Source organism: Shewanella morhuae, assembly GCF_003028295.1.
Lineage (GTDB): Bacteria > Pseudomonadota > Gammaproteobacteria > Enterobacterales > Shewanellaceae > Shewanella > Shewanella morhuae.
On sequence record NZ_PYSG01000003.1, the window covers coordinates 341314 to 360537 of the forward strand.

20 protein-coding genes are annotated in these 19224 nt (G+C 43.0%); 18 read left to right on the plus strand and 2 right to left on the minus strand.

Annotated features, from left to right (window positions below; all coding sequences use genetic code 11):
• Positions 1 to 179 precede the first annotated feature (179 nt).
• Positions 180 to 1280 carry a DNA polymerase III subunit beta gene (gene dnaN / locus C9I43_RS16155; protein ID WP_107884500.1) on the minus strand — a complete coding sequence of 367 codons (1101 nt, stop codon included), beginning with the start codon at positions 1278 to 1280 and terminating at the stop codon, positions 180 to 182.
• Positions 1281 to 1298: 18 nt separating this feature from the next.
• Complete coding sequence (gene dnaA / locus C9I43_RS16160; protein WP_076501679.1) at positions 1299 to 2687, minus strand: chromosomal replication initiator protein DnaA; 1389 nt, start codon at positions 2685 to 2687, stop codon at positions 1299 to 1301.
• Between the two features lie 446 nt (positions 2688 to 3133).
• Between dnaA and rpmH the strand changes: the two genes are divergently transcribed.
• The 18 genes from rpmH (at position 3134) to atpD (ending at position 19190) form a co-directional block, all read left to right on the plus strand.
• Positions 3134 to 3271 (plus strand): 50S ribosomal protein L34, encoded by a 138-nt coding sequence (rpmH, locus tag C9I43_RS16165; RefSeq protein WP_006083827.1) that lies wholly within the window; start codon positions 3134 to 3136, stop codon positions 3269 to 3271.
• Between the two features lie 15 nt (positions 3272 to 3286).
• Positions 3287 to 3643 carry a ribonuclease P protein component gene (gene rnpA / locus C9I43_RS16170; protein ID WP_076501676.1) on the plus strand — a complete coding sequence of 119 codons (357 nt, stop codon included), beginning with the start codon at positions 3287 to 3289 and terminating at the stop codon, positions 3641 to 3643.
• Positions 3610 to 3864: a membrane protein insertion efficiency factor YidD gene (yidD, locus tag C9I43_RS16175; RefSeq protein ID WP_076501674.1), complete on the plus strand. Its 255-nt coding sequence runs from the start codon at positions 3610 to 3612 to the stop codon at positions 3862 to 3864. Before rnpA ends, yidD begins: the two co-directional genes overlap by 34 nt.
• Positions 3865 to 3867: 3 nt before the next feature.
• Positions 3868 to 5496: a membrane protein insertase YidC gene (yidC, locus tag C9I43_RS16180; RefSeq protein WP_076501672.1), complete on the plus strand. Its 1629-nt coding sequence runs from the start codon at positions 3868 to 3870 to the stop codon at positions 5494 to 5496.
• A 126-nt stretch (positions 5497 to 5622) separates the two neighbouring features.
• Entirely contained in the window at positions 5623 to 6984 is a 1362-nt protein-coding gene (mnmE, locus tag C9I43_RS16185; protein ID WP_107884502.1) for a tRNA uridine-5-carboxymethylaminomethyl(34) synthesis GTPase MnmE, read from the plus strand.
• Positions 6985 to 7250: 266 nt separating this feature from the next.
• Entirely contained in the window at positions 7251 to 7691 is a 441-nt protein-coding gene (gene mioC, locus C9I43_RS16190; protein ID WP_076501668.1) for an FMN-binding protein MioC, read from the plus strand.
• Between the two features lie 439 nt (positions 7692 to 8130).
• On the plus strand, positions 8131 to 10020 hold the full coding sequence (mnmG, locus tag C9I43_RS16195; protein WP_107884504.1) for a tRNA uridine-5-carboxymethylaminomethyl(34) synthesis enzyme MnmG: 1890 nt from the start codon (positions 8131 to 8133) through the stop codon (positions 10018 to 10020).
• A gap of 117 nt (positions 10021 to 10137) precedes the next feature.
• Entirely contained in the window at positions 10138 to 10758 is a 621-nt protein-coding gene (gene rsmG, locus C9I43_RS16200; RefSeq protein ID WP_107884506.1) for a 16S rRNA (guanine(527)-N(7))-methyltransferase RsmG, read from the plus strand.
• Positions 10759 to 10832: 74 nt separating this feature from the next.
• On the plus strand, positions 10833 to 11621 hold the full coding sequence (locus tag C9I43_RS16205) for a ParA family protein (protein ID WP_076501662.1): 789 nt from the start codon (positions 10833 to 10835) through the stop codon (positions 11619 to 11621).
• 9 nt (positions 11622 to 11630) lie between these two features.
• Positions 11631 to 12509, plus strand: a complete 879-nt coding sequence (locus C9I43_RS16210) for a ParB/RepB/Spo0J family partition protein (protein ID WP_107884509.1) — start codon at positions 11631 to 11633, stop codon at positions 12507 to 12509.
• Positions 12510 to 12732: 223 nt separating this feature from the next.
• Entirely contained in the window at positions 12733 to 13116 is a 384-nt protein-coding gene (locus C9I43_RS16215; protein WP_076501658.1) for an ATP synthase subunit I, read from the plus strand.
• A gap of 12 nt (positions 13117 to 13128) precedes the next feature.
• Positions 13129 to 13923, plus strand: a complete 795-nt coding sequence (gene atpB, locus C9I43_RS16220; protein ID WP_107884511.1) for a F0F1 ATP synthase subunit A — start codon at positions 13129 to 13131, stop codon at positions 13921 to 13923.
• A gap of 64 nt (positions 13924 to 13987) precedes the next feature.
• Positions 13988 to 14239 carry a F0F1 ATP synthase subunit C gene (atpE, locus tag C9I43_RS16225; RefSeq protein WP_006083840.1) on the plus strand — a complete coding sequence of 84 codons (252 nt, stop codon included), beginning with the start codon at positions 13988 to 13990 and terminating at the stop codon, positions 14237 to 14239.
• A gap of 37 nt (positions 14240 to 14276) precedes the next feature.
• A complete protein-coding gene (atpF, locus tag C9I43_RS16230; RefSeq protein WP_076501654.1) occupies positions 14277 to 14747 on the plus strand; it encodes a F0F1 ATP synthase subunit B in 471 nt (156 codons plus the stop codon).
• A gap of 15 nt (positions 14748 to 14762) precedes the next feature.
• Positions 14763 to 15296, plus strand: a complete 534-nt coding sequence (gene atpH / locus C9I43_RS16235) for a F0F1 ATP synthase subunit delta (RefSeq protein WP_076501652.1) — start codon at positions 14763 to 14765, stop codon at positions 15294 to 15296.
• A 14-nt stretch (positions 15297 to 15310) separates the two neighbouring features.
• The gene (atpA, locus tag C9I43_RS16240; protein WP_076501650.1) at positions 15311 to 16852 is read left to right on the plus strand and encodes a F0F1 ATP synthase subunit alpha; all 1542 of its coding nucleotides are present in this window, start codon (positions 15311 to 15313) and stop codon (positions 16850 to 16852) included.
• A 50-nt stretch (positions 16853 to 16902) separates the two neighbouring features.
• Positions 16903 to 17763, plus strand: coding sequence for a F0F1 ATP synthase subunit gamma (gene atpG / locus C9I43_RS16245; RefSeq protein WP_076501648.1), 861 nt, complete (start codon positions 16903 to 16905; stop codon positions 17761 to 17763).
• A gap of 35 nt (positions 17764 to 17798) precedes the next feature.
• On the plus strand, positions 17799 to 19190 hold the full coding sequence (gene atpD, locus C9I43_RS16250; RefSeq protein ID WP_076501646.1) for a F0F1 ATP synthase subunit beta: 1392 nt from the start codon (positions 17799 to 17801) through the stop codon (positions 19188 to 19190).
• Positions 19191 to 19224 lie beyond the last annotated feature (34 nt).

Below are 19224 nucleotides of genomic sequence, written 5' to 3' on the forward strand. Positions count from 1 at the left end.
CGTAAACAGCATAGACAAAGACTCATAGCACTTAGCATATCGAGCTCGCTGCTGACCGTCAAAACGACTGGAACATAAATGAAGGAGTCGCCAATGCTGCATATTAAACATAACGCCGCGCTTAGGCGGCATCAGCATTAAAGACAAAGGAACTAACACGGATAGCGTAAAAATAGAGCTTATAAGCGCATCGGCATAACCACATACATGGAATCTTCTTCCAAATGGTTTTCGATTAGGGCACTGGAGTTACCATCAATCAGCGTGATACGTACATCGTCTGACTTAAGATTGTTAAGCACGTCCAGTAAATAACTTACGTTAAAACCAATTTCTAAGGCTGGATGATTGTATTCAACATCGATGATCTCTTCCGCCTCTTCCTGCTCAGGATTATTAGCAGTGATTTTTAGCAAACCATTTTCGAGTTGAATGCGTACGCCACGGAATTTTTCATTAGATAAAATAGAGGCACGTGTCAGCGCTTGCTTTAAGTGATTACGACTCGCTATCACAATTTTATCACCACCCTTAGGCAGTACACGTCGATAATCAGGAAAACGACCATCGACTAATTTACTGGTAAAAACGGTATTACCGGTCGTGGCTCGAATGGCGTTATCGCCAATAGCAATCGTGATATCAAGATCATCCGACTCTAATAAACGTGCCATTTCCATTATGCCTTTACGCGGCACAATCACTTGTTTTTCAGGTAATTGCGCTTCAATCTTTCGATGACTTAAGGCTAGACGATGGCCATCAGTCGCAATCGCACGTAACGTATTACCTTCGGTTTCAAACAGTAAACCATTGAGGTAATAGCGCACATCTTGGTTAGCCATAGAAAACTGCGTTGAATCAATAATCGACTTTAACATGCCCTGCTTTATGCTAAATTCAATCTCTGCTTGGAAAACTTCAACGTTAGGATATTCTTCCGCGGGTAAAGTCGCTAACGAAAAACGGCTGCGGCCTGAACGCAGCAACCATTTGTTATCTTGTTGTTCGACTTTTAATTCACTTTGTTCTGGTAAAGATTTAACAATATCGAGTAGCTTCCTAGCCGGCACTGTAGTGCGGCCTTCAGCGATATCGCCGTGAATAGCGGCTTGGCCAACGAGTTCAACTTCTAAATCTGTGCCGGTCAATTTAAGTGTGTGACCACTTACTTCTACAAGAAGATTCGACAAAATTGGCACATTATGGCGCTTTTCAACGGCACCACAGACCAATTGTAACGGCTTTAATAGGGTGTCCCTATCAATTGAGAATTTCATCGTGTCCAAATTCCTTGTTTAAGAAGATAAAGTTCTAATTAAATTAGCGTAATCTTCTTTTATATCGTGACTTTCTTCCCGTAGCTGAGCAATTTTACGACAGGCATGCAATACAGTGGTGTGATCTCGACCACCAAAAGCATCACCTATTTCCGGCAAGCTTTGGTTAGTTAATTCTTTAGATAACGCCATTGCAACTTGTCTTGGCCGCGCCACACTGCGTGAACGGCGTTTAGACAACATATCAGCCATCTTAATCTTGTAGTATTCCGCTACGGTTTTCTGAATATTGTCTATAGTGACTAATTTTTCTTGAAGTGCCAAGAGGTCACGTAAAGCTTCACGAACAAAATCAATGGTTATTGGCCGACCGGTGAAGTTAGCGTTAGCAATAACACGGTTTAACGCCCCTTCCAGCTCTCGCACGTTAGAACGTAAACGCTTGGCAATAAAGAAGGCCACTTCATCAGGCAAATTAATGCCACTTTCTTGTGCTTTACGCATCAAAATCGCGACACGGGTTTCTAACTCGGGTGGTTCAATTGCTACCGTTAAACCCCAGCCAAAGCGCGATTTTAATCTATCTTCGACACCATCGATTTCTTTTGGATAACGATCCGATGTTAAAATAATTTGGTGATTACCCTCAAGCAAGGCATTGAAAGTATGAAAGAACTCTTCTTGTGATCTGTCTTTGTTGGCAAAAAATTGAATATCATCAATAAACAATGCATCGACGCTACGGTAGTAACGCTTAAATTCTTCGATCGCATTATTTTGCAGTGCTTTAACCATATCCTGCACAAAACGCTCGGAATGCATATAAACCACTTTGGCATTGGGATTATTTTTAATGATCCCGTTACCGACAGCATGTAACAAATGCGTCTTACCCAAACCCGTACCGCCATACAAGAAAAGTGGGTTATAAGCACCACCTGGATTTTCAGCCACTTGCATTGCTGCAGCTTTACCTAATTGGTTTGACTTACCTTCAACGAAGTTATCAAACTGGTAGCTTGGGTTAATGTTACTGCGATGATTTGCATTCGCCATAGGCTCAGCTTGGACATTAAATGTTGTACCCACAGTCGCTTTAGTTTGAGTATACGGAGTCCGAGTTGGCGCAATAGGTGCCGGCACGCTAGGCTTTTTCGCCGAAGGGCGACTACCAATATCAAAACGTAATTTAGGCGCATTACTGCCCATTTGCTCAATAAAGAACTGATTAATTATATTAATGTATTTATCTCTGACCCAATCAAGCACGAAGCGGTTGGGCGCATAAAGCACCAGAGTATCTCCATCCATTTCAGCTTGTAACGGTCTGATCCACATACTAAACTGCTGAGCAGAAAGCTCATCTTGCAGACGTCCGATACATTGTTGCCAAAGTGAAACCGCCACTTAGTTATCCCCAAAAGATCATCAAAAAAGAGGTGTATTCTATAGCGAGATCTCAATGATCGCCATCCTTAAAAAATATTTATCCCCAGCGAGATCATTCTGCTTAAAACTCGTCGATCATCAAAGATCTAAAACGATCCTTTTATTCTGCACTAAGCGCAAATCCTGCTTTATTAAGCGATCCACATTGATCTATAATAGAGGCCCTTAGATCGGCTTGAACATAGGCTTAACTACTATATGTAGTGTCTATGCACAGAGTTATCCACATCTTATAGTGTATTTTGAGGATTAATCTAAGGACTCGCTGGCAGAAATAAAATACTTACTTACTTTCGTTGTTGACGGGACTCAGTAAAGTGATTACAATTCGGCCTCTTTTTTGCCCTTACCTCTAACTTTGGAGATAAGGATATATTCACTAATAACAAAGACGGATTGCCATCATGAGTAAACGTACTTTTCAACCTAGCAACCTGAAGCGCAAGCGTTCTCACGGCTTCCGCGCTCGTATGGCTACTGTAGGCGGCCGTAAGGTGCTTGCACGTCGTCGTGCGAAAGGTCGCGCTCGTTTATCTGCTTAATAAGTGGGTAACTAGTTGACTAGCTATACCTTTACGCGGGAGTTACGTTTGTTAACTCCCGCGCAATTTAAATCTGTATTTTCCAATCCCATCAAAGCATCTTCTGCTGAAATTACCTTGCTCGCTATTCCTAACACGGAACAACATCCGCGTATGGGCCTTACTGTTGCTAAACGTTATGTAAAACGCGCTAACCAACGCAACCGTATTAAACGCGTAATAAGAGATAGTTTTCGCTTAAATCAACACGACATTCCTCATCTTGATATTGTTGTGCTTGTCAGAAATGGCGTGATGGAAATGGAAAACGCTGAAATCAACAAATTGATAGAAAAGCTATGGCGCAAACTCAGTCGCCGCTACAATGGCTAGCGACCACGTTTATTCGTGGCTATCAAGTATTCATAAGCCCTATACTGGGCCCTAGATGCCGTTTCAATCCCACCTGCTCTCACTACGCTATTGAAGCAATAAAAGTGCATGGAACTGCAAAAGGTTGTTGGTTTGCATTGAAACGCATATTAAAATGTCACCCTTTACATCCCGGCGGTAGTGATCCCGTCCCCCCTAAAAATGACAGGTGTAATAAATAGGCTATGGAATCTCAACGCAATATATTGCTCATAGGACTACTGTTTGTCAGCTTTTTGCTGTGGCAACAGTGGCAAACGGATAAAGCTCCTAAACCCGTTACAACCGAATCGTCATTAGTGGCGAACGCGGCAAGCTCACACAGTGCCGATGTTCCAGAAGCTGATACTGGTGTTCCTGCTGCAGCTGTAACAGCAAACAGCAAACTGATTACCGTAAAAACTGATCAGTTAGATATTCAGATTAATCCTGTTGGTGGTGATATCGTATTTGCTGCGTTAGTTTCGCACAAAATGGAACAGGACAAAGAGCAGCCATTCGTATTGCTTGAGCAAACGAAAGATTTCACTTATATCGCCCAAAGCGGTCTAATTGGTCGCGATGGTATCGACAGCAGTGCAAAAGGTCGGGCGTTATATAACACCGCAGCCACTGAATATACGTTAGCTGAAGGCCAAGACACCTTAGAAGTGCCGTTAACCTACGTAGCTGACAATGGCGTAACTTATACTAAAGTATTCGTATTCCATCGCGGTAAGTTCAATGTTGATGTTGATTATAAAATCAATAATACTTCGACAACACCGTTACAAGTTCAGATGTATGGTCAAATTAAGCAAACCATTAAACCGTCTGAAAGCAGCATGGTTATGCCCACCTATCGTGGCGCTGCATTCTCAACGCAAGATGTGCGTTATGAGAAATACAAGTTTGATGACATGGCAAAAGGCAACCTGAACCAAGCGACATTGGGCGGTTGGGCAGCCATGCTACAACATTATTTCGTTTCAGCTTGGATCCCACCTGCTACCGACAGCAATACTATTTTTTCTAGTGTTAGTGCCGGCGGTTTAGCTAATATTGGTTTTCGCGGCGCAGTATACGATATTGCACCTGGATCAACTCAAGAAATCAGCTCACAGTTCTATGTTGGTCCTAAGGATCAAAAAGCACTGTCTGCAATCTCTGATACCTTAAACCTAGTCGTTGATTACGGTTTCCTATGGTGGTTAGCGGTTCCAATTCACTGGTTACTGATGTTCTATCAGTCATTTGTTGGTAATTGGGGTGTCGCTATTATCCTGATCACTTTAACCGTCCGTGGTTTACTGTTCCCGCTAACAAAAGCACAGTACACCTCAATGGCGAAAATGCGTAACCTACAACCTAAATTGACAGAGTTGAAAGAACGCTTTGGTGATGACCGTCAAAAGATGGGTCAGGCCATGATGGAACTGTATAAGAAAGAAAAAGTTAACCCTATGGGTGGCTGTTTACCTATTATTTTACAGATGCCAATCTTCATTGCCTTATACTGGGTATTGCTAGAAAGCTTCGAACTACGTCATGCACCATTTATGTTATGGATCCACGATTTATCGGTACAAGATCCTTACTACATATTGCCGTTGCTGATGGGCGTATCTATGTTTGTGATGCAGAAAATGCAGCCTATTGCACCGACAATGGATCCAATGCAAGTGAAAATGATGCAGTGGATGCCAGTCATCTTTACCGTATTCTTCCTGTGGTTCCCATCAGGTCTAGTATTGTACTGGTTAGTAGGTAACATCGTTGCTATCACGCAACAAAAGATTATTTATGCAGGTCTGGCGAAAAAAGGCTTAAAATAAGCCTAAGATTTCCAAGACTCTAGCGCATCGTTACATATTAATATGAACGATTGACACTAAAAGGCGGCTTAATTGGCCGCCTTTTCCTTTATATGATTAGTAGACATTAGTTGGGTAGGTATTCTTGTGACAACTGACACTATTGTGGCTCAAGCCACCGCGCCCGGACGTGGCGGCGTTGGCATCATTCGAATTTCAGGCAACAAAGCCTGTGATGTCGCTATGGCCGTATTAGGTCATCTTCCTAAAACTCGATACGCCGATTATTGTGATTTTAAAAGTGCATCGGGCCAAGTGATAGACCAAGGTATTGCGCTATTTTTTAAAGGACCTAATTCCTTTACTGGCGAAGATGTACTTGAACTGCAAGGCCACGGTGGACAAATCGTTCTCGACATGTTGATCAAACGTGTAATGGAAGTCGGTGGCATTCGTATCGCAAAACCCGGTGAGTTCAGCGAACAAGCCTTTATGAACGATAAGCTCGATTTAACCCAAGCTGAAGCGATTGCTGACCTTATTGACGCAACCAGTGAGCAAGCCGCTAAAAGTGCGCTGCAATCTTTGCAGGGTGAATTTTCTAAGGAAGTCCACGAGCTAGTGGACCAAGTCACTAATCTACGTTTATACGTAGAAGCTGCGATTGATTTTCCCGATGAAGAAGTCGACTTTTTAAATGATGGCAAAATTGCGAATGCACTCTATAAAATCATCAACAAACTCGACCTAGTACAAGCCAGCGCGAAGCAAGGTTCTATCATCCGTGAAGGCATGAAAGTCGTGATTGCAGGTCGTCCTAATGCCGGAAAATCGAGTTTATTAAATGCATTAGCCGGTAAAGAGTCGGCGATTGTGACCGAAATAGCCGGTACAACACGTGATGTATTACGTGAACATATTCACTTAGATGGTATGCCACTGCACATTATTGATACCGCAGGTCTACGTAATACTACTGATACAGTTGAACAAATTGGCATTGAGCGAGCATGGCATGAAATTAATACAGCCGATCGCGTACTGTTTATGGTTGATGGCACCACAACTGCCGCCGTGGATCCCCATGATATTTGGCCAGACTTCGTCGATCGCCTGCCTGCAAACTTGGGCGTAACTGTGGTTCGTAATAAAGCCGATCTCACTGGTGAAGACTTGATGGTGACCGAAGAACAAGGTTATAGCGTCTATCGGATCTCGGCTAAAACAGGCCTAGGTATCGAAGAATTAAAACAGCACTTAAAGTCACTTATGGGTTATCAGAGTAATCTCGAAGGTGGTTTTATCGCCCGTCGTCGTCACTTAGAAGCCCTTGAATTAGCAGCTGAACACTTACAACTAGGTAAAGAACAGTTAGAGGTTTATTTAGCAGGAGAGCTACTGGCCGAAGAGCTACGTATGTGCCAATTAGCATTATCAGAAATTACTGGCCGCTTCACCTCAGATGATTTACTCGGCAAGATTTTTAGCTCTTTCTGTATCGGGAAGTAAGATTCTCGCCGTGTAAACTGCTTTCTAGCTAAGGCTTGTTGTGCTCAACAAGCCTTTCTTTTAACTAAAATCTCGTCAATTCCGCTTATATTCATTACTAAATCCCTCTCGTTTTACGTGCATAAATCCCAGATTTACACACCATCTCATAGAGACAAGCCTTGTTTTACCTTATGATGACTCCGTATTAGCACCTGAATACAGCCCTAAAAAGGGAGTAAACGAGTGCATTTCAGCTAAATTATCTACAAAAGGTATCGTCATAAATGGCAAAGATTGAAGTAATAGTCGGCACAACATTGGGCAGTGCAGAGTACGTCGCTGACGAAATGATGGCGCAATTGACAGAACAAGGGCACCAAGTTCAAGTACATTTAACGCCAACACTGTATGAAATAGATACCCATGCTCTATGGATTATCGTGTCATCAACTCACGGGGCAGGTGATCTTCCAGATAATATTCAGCCTTTTTTTAACGAAATTACCGAGCAGAAACCGGATCTCAGCCAAGTAAATTTCGCCCTATGTGCAATTGGTGATTCAAGTTACGACACTTTTTGCCAAGGCCCCGAAAAATTAATTTCAGCGATTCAACACTGCGATGCAAAAGCTTTTGTGGATAAGATCCAGATCGATGTACAACTCGATCCTGTACCAGAAGACCCTGCCCTTGCATGGTTAGCGCAATGGCAACAAGATATTTAAGATCGCATATAGAATAAGGTCGCGATCTATGTACAGTTTAGATCATACTTACCCACAATTTACTTATAAAAAGTATAAAACTGTGGATAAGCTATTATTTAGATCTGATCAACCTCTGTACTATTCACACTCCGATCTGCTTAATGATCGACCCTGTGGATAAGTAGCCGATCTATCCCCATGTTTAATGCAGTTAGATCGCAATCAGATCACAGGATCCAGATCATGCTAAGTAATGATAAATAAGGATAATTAGGCTTATACACAGAAAATAGCGATCCTAATAGTAAACATAATAAGAAGATCTATATAAAGATCTTAAGATCTATTAGTCCGGATCAACTCGATCGAACAGCGTAAAATGATCATTCACCTATCGCAAAGCAAGTGCTAAAATACGCAGCTCGTACTGAGTCTCTTAGCAATTAAAGGTAGTGGAATGCATTTTCATGAACGGTTTGATGTTATTGTTGTTGGTGGTGGTCATGCCGGAACTGAAGCAGCGCTAGCCGCAGCAAGAATGGGATCTAAAACATTATTACTAACGCACAATATCGATACGTTAGGACAAATGTCATGTAATCCAGCAATCGGTGGCATAGGTAAAGGCCATTTAGTGAAAGAAATTGATGCCTTAGGTGGTTCAATGGCAATCGCAACCGATTATGCAGGCATCCAATTTAGAACCTTAAATTCAAGTAAAGGACCAGCAGTACGAGCAACACGGGCACAAGCAGATCGTGCATTGTATCGTCAAAAAATCCAAAATATATTACAAAACCAACCTAATTTACGTATATTCCAACAAGCCGTAGATGACTTAATTGTTGAAAATAATCAAGTAGTTGGTGTCGTGACTCAAATGGGATTAGCTTTTAAATCCCCTACTGTTGTACTAACAACAGGTACATTTTTAAGCGGTAAAATACACATAGGTTTAGAAAACTACAGCGGTGGCCGTGCAGGCGATCCACCCGCTATTGCATTAGCAAATCGTTTACGTGAATTACCGATTCGAGTAGGTCGTTTAAAAACGGGTACACCACCGCGTATCGATGCTAACACCATTGATTTTTCACAAATGGCTGAGCAAAAAGGTGATTCTCCTTTAGCGGTAATGTCGTTTATGGGGGATGTTAGTCATCATCCAAAACAGATTTCTTGCTGGATCACCCACACCAATGAAAAAACCCATGAGATTATTCGTGGTGGTTTAGACAGAAGCCCAATGTATTCAGGAGTAATTGAAGGTATTGGTCCACGTTATTGCCCTTCAATTGAAGACAAAATTCATCGTTTCGCAGATAAATCTTCACATCAAATTTTCATTGAACCTGAAGGCTTAAATACCAATGAGATCTACCCTAACGGGATTTCTACTAGCTTGCCTTTTGATGTGCAATTGAATTTAGTTCGCTCTATTCAAGGCATGGAAAACGCGGAAATTATGCGCCCTGGTTATGCGATCGAATATGATTATTTCGATCCTAGAGATCTAAAAAACTCATTAGAAACTAAAGCGATTAATGGTTTGTTCTTTGCGGGACAAATCAATGGCACTACGGGCTATGAAGAAGCGGCTGCTCAAGGTTTATTAGCAGGCATGAATGCTTCACTGCAAATTCAAGGTAAAGAAGCTTGGTGTCCACGTCGTGATGAAGCCTATCTTGGTGTATTAGTTGATGATTTATCAACACTTGGTACCAAAGAACCGTATCGCATGTTCACAAGTCGCGCCGAATATCGTTTATTGCTGCGTGAAGACAATGCTGATATTCGTTTAACTGCAAAAGGTCGTGAATTAGGCTTAGTTGATGATATCCGCTGGGCGGCTTTCAGTGAAAAATTAGAATCTATTGAACTTGAGTTACAAAGATTACGTAGCCAGTGGGTTCATCCTAATTCACCATTGCTTCCAGCATTAAATCCGCATTTAAATACACCTATTTCACGCGAAGCTTCTTTTGAAGAATTATTGCGTCGTCCTGAAATGGACTACAGCAAGCTAATGCAGATCGAAGGTTTTGGTCCAGGACTTGAAGATCCACAAGCTGCAGAGCAAGTTCAGATCCAAGTTAAATACTCGGGTTATATTCAACGTCAGCAGGAAGAGATCAACAAAGCCGTGCGTAACGAGAACACAGGTTTACCTTTAACACTCGATTACAAAGAAGTACCTGGTTTGTCGAACGAAGTGATTGCTAAGTTAAATAACCATAAACCAGAAACCATAGGTCAGGCATCACGGATCTCTGGTGTTACCCCTGCGGCTATTTCAATTTTATTAGTGCATCTCAAAAAGCGTGGCTTATTACGTAAGAGTGCCTAAAAGCTAGTTTAATCGCTGCTTAGGTCATAGAAGGGAAGCATTCAGGCTTCCCTTCATCGTTTTCGGGCTTCATAATAGCCTTCGCATTCATAATCGTATTTTTGTTGAGGTTGCTCCGTGTTATCTGCCCAGTTAGAGGCTTATTTAGCCGAAATTAATTTGCCCGCAACTATCGAGCAAAAAAAACAACTAATTGATTTTGTTGGCATGCTCAACAAATGGAATAAAGCCTATAACCTAACGGCAGTTAGAGATCCTGAGGCTATGCTAGTGCGTCATATCATGGACAGCTTAGTAGTTTCAAAACATCTGCAAGGTGAGCGTTTTATCGACGTGGGTACAGGACCGGGTTTACCGGGTATTCCGTTAGCGATTATGAATCCAGATAAACAATTTGTGTTATTAGACAGCTTAGGTAAACGTATTCGTTTTCAAAAACAGGTATCGTTTGAATTAGGCATTCATAACATCAGTTCCGTTGAAAGTCGTGTAGAAGCTTATCAGCCAGAGCAAAAGTTCGACGGTGTTTTAAGTCGTGCATTTGCTTCAATCCAAGATATGCTAACTTGGTGCCATCATCTACCCGCCGAACATGGACAGTTTTATGCGCTTAAAGGCCAGTTGAATGATGAAGAAATGCAACATATCCCAGGCGGGTTTGCAGTAAAAGAAGTCATCGAGCTTAAAGTGCCTAAACTCGATGAACAAAGACATTTATTGAAAATAATCAAAGAATAACAGGCTTGAAAGTGATGAATAAATTCATATTCAAGCAAGGGCAATAAACCAGCATTTACATACAGGGTGATATTGTGGGTAAAGTAATTGCCGTGGCTAACCAGAAAGGTGGCGTAGGAAAAACAACTACTTGCGTTAACCTTGCCGCTTCGTTAGCAGCAACAAAACGTAAAGTATTATTGATCGATCTCGATCCCCAAGGTAATGCCACTATGGGGAGCGGCGTCGATAAATATGAGGTTGAAAATACCGCCTACGAATTACTGGTTGAAGACAAACCCTTCGACGAGCTAGTGATTAAAAATACTGCGGGTAAATATGATCTTATTGCTAGTAATGGTGATGTGACAGCAGCAGAAATAAAACTAATGGAGTTTTTTGCTCGCGAGGTGCGTTTACGCCATGCGTTAGCGCCGATTAAAGATCAATATGATTATATCTTTATCGATTGCCCTCCTTCATTGAACATGCTGACGGTAAACGCTATGTCTGCTGCTGATTCAGTACTCGTGCCAATGCAGTGTGAATATTATGCACTTGAGGGCTTAACTGCATTGATTGATACCATTACTAAGCTTGCCGCAATGGTCAATCCTGGGCTTTGTATCGAAGGGATTTTACGTACTATGTATGATCCGCGTAATCGTTTATCTAATGATGTGTCCGATCAGCTAAAACAGCATTTTGGTGACAAGGTATATCGTACTGTGATCCCGCGTAATGTCAGATTAGCTGAAGCGCCGAGTTTTGGTGCCCCGGCTATGTATTACGATAAATCCAGTGCCGGCGCTAAGGCGTACCTAGCACTTGCGGGTGAAATGATCCGTCGTTCAGAACAACAAACTCAGGCTAAGCAAGCGTAAAGGATCACCATGACGTTAAAAAAAAGAGGATTAGGCAAAGGGCTAGATGCCCTACTGAGTAATAGCCATGCAGCCAGCAAAAAGCACATCGAAGAAGCTGGTGCTATTGAAAAAAAAGAAGAACTTATCCATCTCGATTTAGACTTATTACAACCGGGTAAGTATCAACCACGTAAAGACATGTCACCTGAAGCGTTAGAAGAATTAGCGCACTCTATTCGCAATCAAGGCATTATTCAGCCCATCGTTGTGAGACAAGTGACCAATGATATGTATGAAATCATTGCTGGCGAACGTCGCTGGCGTGCAGCGCAACTTGCTGGTTTAAATAAAATACCCTGTATTGTCAAACAAGTCCCCGACGAAGCCGCTGTTGCTATCGCTTTGATTGAAAATATTCAACGTGAAGACTTAAATGCCATGGAAGAAGCCATTGCATTACAACGTTTAATGCAAGAATTTGAGCTAACTCACCAACAAGTTGCCGATGTTGTGGGAAAATCCCGAGCGAGTGTATCTAACTTGTTACGTTTAAACGGTTTAAATGAGCCGGTGAAACGATTACTTGAGTATGGCGATATTGATATGGGCCATGCACGCGCTTTGTTGGCAATTGAGGGAGAAGAACAAACAAATCTTGCGAGATTAGTGGCAGCTAAGGAATTAACCGTTCGTGAAACTGAACGATTAATTAATCAAACCTTAAATCCATCCAAACCAGCCGAAACTACGACTAAAGATCAAGATGTTTGTCGTTTAGAACAGCAGTTAATTGAAAGATTAGGCGCCAAGGTTTCTATTGCTCATAGTAGTAAAGGAACGGGGAAAATTGTAATTAACTATCAGAACCTCGCTGAATTAGACGGGATTCTTAGTAAAATACACTAAGTTCTGTAGATTAACTGTTTTTAATGTAAATTTGTGACATGTGCAAATATTACATTTTACTTGTTTGGTGTGAGATAACGTTAAAAGTGCTGTTTTTCCTCATCTCAAAGTTGCAATGAAGGCGTTAAACGGTATACTTTCGCAAGCTTTTTGTGCATCGACTAAATACGGATATTTGTCATCCGGTCATCGAAACAAAAAGTAAAAATGCGGAGATGATGAATTGAGTAAGGTTTTAGCGCGTCGTGGCCGGTGGTCAGCCTATAAATTGGTGATGATGCAGGCGGCGGTCGCTGGGGGTACTTCAATTCTCTTTTTCGCCGTGTGGGGAGTTCAGTTTGGCTATTCTGCATTAGCAGGTGGTTCAATTGCTGTACTCCCTAATTTTGTATTCGCAACCCTCGCTTTTTCCCACACGGGAGCAAGTTCAGCTGCAAAAGTCATAAAGACTTTTTACTGGGGGGAAGCGGTAAAGTTGCTGTTAACCATCGCAATGTTTTCGTTTGTATTTATCAATATTAAGGTCGCTTTTATGCCGCTTTTTGTTTGCTATGTGCTGGCGCTAACTGTGCATTGGACAGCTCCTTTATACTTCAAGCAAAGTTAAGTGGGATGAATCATGGCTGCAACTGGTGAAGCGTTAACACCGCAGGGCTATATCCAACACCACCTTACCAACCTAAGTGTTGGTGAAGGCTTTTGGACATGGCACATTGATTCGTTGTTCTTTTCGGTTGGTCTTGGTGTTCTGTTCCTGTGGATTTTCCGCAGCGTTGCTAAAAAAGCGACTTCAGGTGTTCCTGGCAAACTTCAATGTTTTGTCGAGATCCTTGTAGAGTTCGTTAATAACAGCGTTAAAGAAAGTTTTCATGGTCGCAATGCTCTGATCGCGCCTTTAGCTCTGACCATTTTTGTATGGGTATTCATGATGAACCTCATGGATTTGATGCCGATAGATTGGCTGCCTCACGCAGCAAGTTTGATTGGTATTCCCTATCTTAAAGCGGTTCCGACTACTGACGTTAACATCACTTTTAGCTTAGCTATTGGTGTGTTCTTGCTGATTATTTTCTACAGCATTAAAGTCAAAGGTGTGTCTGGGTTTGTTAAAGAACTGACACTACAGCCCTTTAACCATAAGGCAATGATACCCGTCAACCTCCTATTAGAGACTGTTACTTTAGTTGCTAAGCCTATTTCATTGGCATTGCGACTGTTTGGTAATATGTACGCAGGTGAGTTGATCTTCATCCTTATTGCGCTGATGTATGGTACCAACTTGTTATTATCTACCCTAGGTGTGACTCTGCAACTGGGTTGGTTAATTTTCCACATTTTGATTATCACACTGCAAGCGTTTATCTTCATGATGTTGACCATTGTTTATTTAAGCATGGCACATGAAGATCATTAAGGATTGCTGAAGAAATTTTAAACTAAATCATCAACTAACATAGATTTAGATACTGGAGATACTGATGGAAACGATTTTAGGCATGACAGCCATTGCTGTTGCTTTGCTGATTGGTATGGGTGCACTTGGTACTGCTATCGGTTTCGGCTTATTAGGCGGTAAGTTCTTGGAAGGCGCTGCGCGTCAACCAGAAATGGCTCCTATGCTACAAGTTAAAATGTTCATCGTAGCGGGTCTTCTTGACGCCGTAACAATGATCGGTGTTGGTATTGCATTATTTATGCTGTTTACCAACCCATTGGGTGCAATGCTGTAAAAAACGCTTCTGTCTTAACTCTAAATAGGAGGCTGTTGTGAATTTCAACGCTACCCTAATCGGTCAGACGGTCACCTTTGTTATCTTCGTGTGGTTTTGCATGAAGTTTATTTGGCCCCCTTTGATGAATGCCATCGAAACGCGCCAAAAAAGGATTGCTGACGGTCTAGCTGACGCTGATCGTGCGGTAAAAGACCTGGAGTTGGCACAAGCGAAAGCGACTGACCAACTAAAAGAAGCCAAGGTAACGGCAAACGAGATTATTGAGCAAGCTAACAAGCGCAAAACTCAAATAGTCGAAGAAGCCAAAACCGAAGCAGACGCTGAGCGTGCTAAAATCATCGCTCAGGGTAAAGCAGAAATTGAAGCTGAACGTAATCGCGTGAAAGAGGATCTGCGCAAGCAGGTTGCTACTCTAGCCATCATGGGTGCTGAGAAGATCCTTGAGCGTTCTATAGATCCAGCCGCCCACAGTGACATAGTTAATAAACTAGTCGCTGAAATTTGATAAGGGAGTTGAGTTATGGCTGAATTAACCACCATCGCTCGCCCTTACGCAAAGGCAGCTTTTGACCTTGCAATTGAACAAGATGCAGTTGATACCTGGGTAGAAATGCTCACGTTTGCTGCCATGGTAAGTGAAAACGAAACCATGCAACCACTGTTAGCTGGCTCTTTAGCCAGTACTAAGCTTGCAGCACTCTTTATTAGTGTGTGTGGTGAGCAAGTCAATGCGCAAGGCCAAAACCTGATAAAGGTAATGGCTGAAAACGGTCGCTTAAAGGTACTACCTGCTGTATCTCAGTTATTTACTGAATACCGTAATGAGTGGGCAAAAGAAGCTGAGGCCACTGTGGTTTCTGCAACTGAGCTTAGCTCTGAACAAAAGCAGCAGATTAGTATTTCTTTAGAGAAACGTCTCGCACGCAAAGTTAAGCTGAATTGTAGCACTGACGCCGCGCTCATAGCCGGTGTAATCATCAAGACAGGAGACCTAGTCATAGATGGCTCGGTCCGCGGTAAGTTATCGCGTCTGTCTGATAAGCTGCAGTCGTAATTGGGAGTTTGAGCATGCAACTGAATTCCACTGAAATCAGCGATCTGATTAAGCAGCGGATCGAGCAGTTCGAAGTCGTTAGCGAATCTCGTAACGAAGGAACTATCGTTGCGGTAAGTGACGGCATCATCCGCATCCACGGCCTAGCCGATGTGATGCAAGGTGAGATGATCGAATTGCCTGGTAACCGTTTTGCAATCGCGTTGAACCTTGAACGTGATTCTGTCGGTGCCGTAGTAATGGGTCCTTATGCTGATTTAGCAGAAGGCGTAAAAGTAAAAACGACTGGCCGTATTCTGGAAGTTCCAGTTGGCCGTGGCCTATTAGGTCGCGTTGTTAACACTCTAGGTGAGCCTATTGACGGAAAAGGACCTATCGAAAACGATGGTTTCTCTCCTGTTGAAGTAATTGCTCCTGGTGTTATTGAGCGTCAGTCGGTAGATCAACCCATACAAACAGGTTATAAAGCCGTTGATGCCATGATCCCTATCGGTCGTGGTCAACGTGAACTGATCATTGGCGACCGTCAAACTGGTAAAACAGCAATGGCGATCGACGCAATCATCAACCAGAAAGATTCTGGCATTAAATGTGTGTACGTAGCGATTGGCCAAAAAGCCTCTACTATCGCTAACGTAGTACGCAAGCTAGAAGAACACGGTGCTTTAGCTAATACTATTGTTGTGGTTGCAACCGCTTCTGAAGCCGCTGCACTGCAATATTTAGCACCTTATTCTGGTTGTTCTATGGGCGAATATTTCCGCGACCGCGGTGAAGATTCTTTGATCGTATACGATGACCTGTCTAAGCAAGCAGTTGCTTACCGTCAGATTTCGTTATTGTTAAAGCGTCCACCAGGCCGTGAAGCTTACCCAGGTGACGTATTCTATCTACATTCACGTTTGTTAGAGCGTGCATCACGCGTTAACGCGATTTATGTAGAAAAGTTCACTAAGGGTGCAGTAACAGGTAAAACTGGTTCATTAACCGCGTTGCCTATTATTGAAACTCAAGCAGGTGACGTATCTGCATTCGTACCGACTAACGTAATTTCGATTACTGACGGTCAGATCTTCCTAGAAACAGACCTATTTAACTCAGGACTTCGTCCAGCGGTTAACCCAGGTATTTCTGTTTCTCGTGTTGGTGGTGCGGCTCAGACTAAAATCATCAAGAAACTGTCTGGTGGTATTCGTACCGCGCTAGCACAGTATCGTGAACTTGCTGCGTTCTCACAGTTTGCATCTGATCTTGATGATGCAACTCGTGCTCAGCTAGAGCATGGTGTGCGTGTTACCGAACTGATGAAGCAAAAGCAATATGCTCCAATGAGCGTAGCCGCTCAAGCTGTGTCTATTTTTGCAGCTGAAAAAGGTTACCTGAAGAGTGTTGAGCTGAACAAGGTCGGTAATTTCGAAGCCGCTCTGCTCTCGTTCATGAACAGCGAGCATGCTGCTTTAATTAAGCTTATTAACGATACTGGCGATTATAACGCTGAAATCGAAGCGGAATTAAAAGCTAGCCTCGACAAGTTCGTAGCAACCCAAACCTGGTAACAATGATAGAGGTGTCTTAAGACACCTCAGGTCCAGATTGGAGAGTAGAGATGGCCGGCGCTAAAGAGATTAAAACCAAGATCGCGAGTGTTAAAAATACTCAGAAGATCACGTCCGCCATGGAAATGGTGGCAGCCAGCAAAATGCGCAGAGCGCAGGAACGCATGGCTGCAAGCCGTCCATATGCGGAAAGCATGCGTAAGGTGATCGGTCACGTAGCGCAAGGTTCTCTCGAGTATAAACACCCCTATTTGGAGGTGCGAGAGGCTAAGCGGGTTGGTTACATTGTTGTGGCAACCGACCGTGGTCTTTGTGGTGGTCTGAACGTTAACCTTTTCAAAAAGGTTATGGCAGACATGAAAATCTGGAAAGCCCAAGGTGCAGAATTTGAATTTTGCCCTATTGGTGCACGTAGTGTTCAGTTTTTCAAAAACTTCGGTGGACAAGTGTCTGCTCATGCTTCAGGTCTTGGCGATGCTCCAAAGCTCGCAGACTTGATCGGGACAGTCAGTGTCATGCTTGAAGCTTACAACGAAGGCAAACTGGATCGTCTGTATGTAGTGTTTAACAAATTTGTGAACACTATGACGCAGACTCCTGTGATCGAGCAGCTGCTACCTTTGCCTAAATCGGAAGACGATGAAATTGCTCATCGTTGGGATTATATCTACGAGCCAGATCCAAAAGCACTTTTGGATACGTTATTGGTTCGTTATGTAGAATCTCAGGTTTACCAAGGTGTTGTTGAAAATATTGCGTCTGAGCAAGCTGCCCGTATGGTGGCAATGAAGGCCGCAACAGACAACGCTGGTGAGCTAATCGACGACTTGCAATTGGTCTATAACAAAGCACGTCAGTCTGCGATTACGCAGGAACTGTCGGAAATTGTTTCTGGCGCCTCTGCGGTTTAGGTTAGGTAACGAATACAAGTTTTAGAGGATTAATCATGAGCACAGGTACTGTTGTCCAAGTGATTGGCGCGGTTGTGGACGTCGAGTTTCCGCAAGATGCTGTACCTCAGGTATATGACGCTCTGAAGATCACAGGTGAAGGCACTTGTAATGGTTTGGTGCTGGAAGTTCAGCAACAGCTAGGTGGTGGCGTAGTCCGTACCATCGCTATGGGTTCTTCTGATGGTCTGCGTCGCGGTCTTGAGGTCGTAAATACGGGTTCACCTATTTCTGTTCCAGTTGGTACTGCCACTCTTGGTCGTATCATGAACGTATTAGGTGAGCCTATTGATGAAGCGGGTCCAATCGGTGAAGTTGAGCGTTATGAAATTCACCGTGCAGCGCCTTCATATGAAGATCAATCGAGCTCTACTGAGCTATTAGAAACGGGTATCAAGGTTATCGACCTTGTTTGTCCGTTTGCTAAGGGTGGTAAAGTCGGTTTGTTCGGTGGTGCGGGTGTTGGTAAAACAGTTAACATGATGGAACTGATTAACAACATCGCTAAAGCCCACTCGGGTCTTTCTGTATTCGCCGGTGTAGGTGAACGTACTCGTGAAGGTAACGACTTCTACTACGAGATGAAAGATTCTGGCGTTCTCGATAAAGTGGCCATGGTTTATGGTCAGATGAACGAGCCACCAGGTAACCGTTTGCGCGTTGCACTGTCAGGTTTGACAATGGCAGAAAAATTCCGTGACGAAGGTCGTGACGTATTGTTGTTCGTTGACAACATTTACCGTTATACCTTAGCCGGTACTGAAGTATCTGCATTGTTAGGTCGTATGCCTTCTGCGGTAGGTTATCAACCAACATTGGCTGAAGAGATGGGCGTTCTGCAAGAACGTATCACTTCAACTAAGACGGGTTCTATTACCTCTGTACAAGCGGTATACGTACCTGCGGATGACTTGACCGATCCGTCACCAGCAACAACCTTCGCTCACTTAGATGCGACTGTTGTACTGTCACGTCAAATTGCTTCACTGGGTATTTACCCAGCGGTTGACCCATTGGATTCGACTTCACGTCAATTAGATCCATTGGTTGTTGGTCAAGAGCATTATGATGTTGCTAACGGCGTGCAAACTGTACTGCAACGTTACAAAGAGCTGAAAGATATTATTGCGATTCTGGGTATGGATGAATTGTCAGATGATGACAAGACTATGGTATTCCGTGCTCGTAAGATTGAACGTTTCTTGTCTCAGCCTTTCTTCGTAGCAGAAGTCTTTACTGGTTCTCCTGGTAAGTACGTTTCTCTTAAAGACACTATCCGTGGCTTTAAGGGTATTCTGAATGGTGAGTTCGATCACCTGCCAGAACAAGCGTTCTACATGGTTGGCTCAATCGATGAAGTCATCGAGAAAGCGAACAAAAAGAAATAACTGAGTAGTAATACTTAGTTTTTTAAGGAGAACG

Excerpts from the sequence above, each read along its gene's own strand:
- dnaN (WP_107884500.1), bottom strand. The coding sequence starts at position 1,280 with ATGAAATTCTCAATTGATAGGGACACCCTATTAAAGCCGTTACAATTG.
- rpmH (WP_006083827.1), top strand. The coding sequence starts at position 3,134 with ATGAGTAAACGTACTTTTCAACCTAGCAACCTGAAGCGCAAGCGTTCT.
- yidD (WP_076501674.1), top strand. The coding sequence starts at position 3,610 with ATGGCGCAAACTCAGTCGCCGCTACAATGGCTAGCGACCACGTTTATT.
- yidC (WP_076501672.1), top strand. The coding sequence starts at position 3,868 with ATGGAATCTCAACGCAATATATTGCTCATAGGACTACTGTTTGTCAGC.
- mioC (WP_076501668.1), top strand. The coding sequence starts at position 7,251 with ATGGCAAAGATTGAAGTAATAGTCGGCACAACATTGGGCAGTGCAGAG.
- mnmG (WP_107884504.1), top strand. The coding sequence starts at position 8,131 with ATGCATTTTCATGAACGGTTTGATGTTATTGTTGTTGGTGGTGGTCAT.
- C9I43_RS16210 (WP_107884509.1), top strand. The coding sequence starts at position 11,631 with ATGACGTTAAAAAAAAGAGGATTAGGCAAAGGGCTAGATGCCCTACTG.
- atpB (WP_107884511.1), top strand. The coding sequence starts at position 13,129 with ATGGCTGCAACTGGTGAAGCGTTAACACCGCAGGGCTATATCCAACAC.
- atpE (WP_006083840.1), top strand. The coding sequence starts at position 13,988 with ATGGAAACGATTTTAGGCATGACAGCCATTGCTGTTGCTTTGCTGATT.
- atpH (WP_076501652.1), top strand. The coding sequence starts at position 14,763 with ATGGCTGAATTAACCACCATCGCTCGCCCTTACGCAAAGGCAGCTTTT.
- atpA (WP_076501650.1), top strand. The coding sequence starts at position 15,311 with ATGCAACTGAATTCCACTGAAATCAGCGATCTGATTAAGCAGCGGATC.
- atpG (WP_076501648.1), top strand. The coding sequence starts at position 16,903 with ATGGCCGGCGCTAAAGAGATTAAAACCAAGATCGCGAGTGTTAAAAAT.
- atpD (WP_076501646.1), top strand. The coding sequence starts at position 17,799 with ATGAGCACAGGTACTGTTGTCCAAGTGATTGGCGCGGTTGTGGACGTC.